Source organism: Limnofasciculus baicalensis BBK-W-15 (genome assembly GCF_024178385.1).
GTDB classification, from domain to species: Bacteria; Cyanobacteriota; Cyanobacteriia; order Cyanobacteriales; family Coleofasciculaceae; genus Limnofasciculus; species Limnofasciculus baicalensis.
In genome coordinates this window covers 1-2,699 of sequence record NZ_JAMZMM010000572.1, presented here as the reverse complement: position 1 = coordinate 2,699, position 2,699 = coordinate 1, and the positions used below count along the sequence as shown (strand labels likewise).

At 43.6% G+C, this 2,699-nt stretch carries 2 protein-coding genes and 1 pseudogene; 1 reads left to right on the top strand and 2 read right to left on the bottom strand.

Going from position 1 to position 2,699, the window contains the following annotated elements; all coding sequences use genetic code 11:
* A partial coding sequence (locus NJ959_RS28250) for an NAD+ synthase (protein WP_254015088.1) occupies positions 1–1,446 on the top strand: 1,446 nt, incomplete at its 5' end.
* 98 nt (positions 1,447–1,544) lie between these two features.
* Here the strand turns inward: NJ959_RS28250 and NJ959_RS30885 are convergent.
* Positions 1,545–1,679: pseudogene (locus NJ959_RS30885) on the bottom strand (Sua5/YciO/YrdC/YwlC family protein); the annotation flags it as partial.
* A gap of 158 nt (positions 1,680–1,837) precedes the next feature.
* Positions 1,838–2,611 carry a hypothetical protein gene (locus tag NJ959_RS28240; RefSeq protein ID WP_254015086.1) on the bottom strand — a complete coding sequence of 258 codons (774 nt, stop codon included), beginning with the start codon at positions 2,609–2,611 and terminating at the stop codon, positions 1,838–1,840.
* Positions 2,612–2,699: the final 88 nt, after the last annotated feature.

The following is a 2,699-nucleotide window of genomic DNA, read 5'->3' as shown; positions in this document are numbered from 1 at the left end:
GTGGGGGAAGTGGGGAGAGAGGGAGAAAGGAATAAAACATCCACTACCACATTCACTACTACCCCCTCAAGATCAACACCCACCCACAAATCATCCGCTACCACAACCACAACACTCACCCACAACCCATCCGCTACCACTCCCTATTCGCCTATTAAAATTGGTGTGACTATCTGCGAAGATCTATGGAACGATGAGGAATTTTGGGGTAAACGCAGCTATCAGGTGAATCCGATTGCCGACTTAGCGCAGGAAGGTGTGGATTTGCTGGTTAACCTCTCTGCATCACCTTATAGTCTCGGTAAGCAGAAACTGCGGGAGGCGATGTTGCAGCATAGTGCAAGACGTTATCAGATACCTATTCTCTACGCTAATCAATTAGGAGGAAATGACGATCTGATTTTTGATGGTAGCAGTGTAGCTTTTAACTCTTCTGGGGAAATAGTCTGTCGTGCCTGTGCTTTTGAGACGGATTTATTGGTTATAGAATTTGATGAGGGAACGGAAGATTTACTCCCAGGAAATATAGCGCCTGCCCCCGACTGTGAAGATGCGGAAATTTGGGCGGCTCTTGTTCTCGGTGTCAGGGATTACGCGATCAAATGTGGGTTTAAGAAGGTAGTAATTGGTTTAAGTGGAGGTATTGATTCGGCACTTGTCGCTGCGATCGCATCTGCTGCTTTGGGAGCTAATAATGTATTGGGTGTCTTGATGCCTTCTCCCTATAGCTCAGATCATTCAATCGGTGATGCTCTTGCCTTAGCCGAAAATTTAGGTATAGAAACTTCCACTTTACCAATTGGGGATTTAATGGCAGATTACGATCGCACTTTAGCCCCCTTATTTACTGAAACTGAGTTTGGTATTGCTGAGGAGAATATTCAGTCTCGGATTCGGGGTAACTTATTAATGGCGATCGCAAATAAGTTTGGTTATCTCCTCCTCTCTACTGGTAATAAGTCTGAGATGGCAGTAGGGTACTGTACCCTTTATGGTGATATGAATGGAGGATTAGCGGCTATCTCCGATTTGCCTAAAACCCGCGTTTACTCTCTGTGTCAGTGGCTTAATTCTGGGGGAATAGGGAGTGGGGAGTGGGGAGTAGGGAGTGGGGAAGAGGGAATGGACGCTATTTCTCATCGCCAGATTATTCCGGAAAATATTCTAAATAAACCACCGAGTGCGGAACTAAAACCGGGTCAATTTGACCAAGATTCTCTACCTGATTATGATATTCTAGATGATATTTTAGACAGGCTAATTCATCAACATCAATCTGCTAGTCAAATTATTGAAGCAGGTTACGATTCTGGGGTAGTTAATAAAGTATTGGGGTTAGTTGCCCGTGCTGAATTTAAGCGTAAACAAGCGCCTCCTGGATTGAAGGTTACGGATCGTGCTTTTGGTACGGGTTGGCGGATGCCTATTGCTTGTCGGCGTTATTAGTTATTGGTTGTTGGTTATTGGTTATTTATGGAGTTTTTGTGTAATTTTTTCAATGTTTTCCCTTGACTTTTTTCGCGATCGTTACCAAAATTCTGATCGTAATAACGTTGTTTTCGCGATCGCAGTTTTTGTACTGCGGTTTCGTTGGTAGCATCACAAGCTAAGTGAATGCCGCCTAATCCTTTAATTGCGACAATTTTACCCTGTTTTAGTAGAGTACAAACTATATCTATAGTATCAGAGGGGCTATCATCTGTTGGCAAACTTGGAGATCCCCCCCAACCCTGATTTCTTCCATAGCAATTTTTGATCTTGAATTCATAGACAGGTGAGAGACAGGCGAGATGCCTGTGCTACGAATTTATTTCTATCCCCACTCCCCATTCCCTCTTTAAGGCAATTGTCCTGCGGGATCGATTTTGTAACTATTAGCAACTTCGTTAAGTTTAGCCTGGGCATTACCTCCCTCAAGTTTGGGATATCCTACATAGAGAATAGAAATTTTGTCATTTTGTTGTTCAATGAAGCTGTTACCTACAACTGTGATACTATTTCCCCCAGCTTGCTCTTGATAAGACCATTCTACCAAAGTACGTCCATTACTTTGAGGTTTGGGATCGGAAACTGTCAAATTAGTTTTTTGTCCAAATTGTTGCCGGAGCAACTCTTGTAATTTTTTTCCCAATACTTCTGGTGGCACTTTACCGGGAACTTTGACTATATCTATCAGGAGTAAGCTATTTCCGCCTTGGTTTGTCCAAATTACAAGTAATTCACCTGGCTTACTATTTTCCTGTTTTTTCCATCCTTTGGGAATATTAATCGAAAATAGTCCGGAAGGGTGTTTAAATGCTTCAAATTCATTAATCTCAACCGGGAGAATTTTTACTGGTGCCGTTGGAGAAGCTTGTGGAGTAGTTTCTGCCTTCGTGCCATTGCCCGATGCGGTGGGAATTGGGGTTATGATTGGTTCCGGAGAGGCTGCGGTTGTCGGGGAAGTTGTGGCTTGGGGTGCTGTTGCCTTTGGCGATGAACTGCATCCAGCGGAAATGGCTAATAGACTGAAAATGGCACTCCAGCGAACCAAATTGGCGAAAATTGGCATGATTGCGATCGACTCTTCTATATTAATTAGCGGCGATTGTAGCCTTTCCCCTATTATCACCTCATTTTCCCATTTTCCGCATCAATTGAAGAACGTGACATCTCCTACACCAACCTGGGTACAGGTATGGTGTAGGCTTCCAAACCAG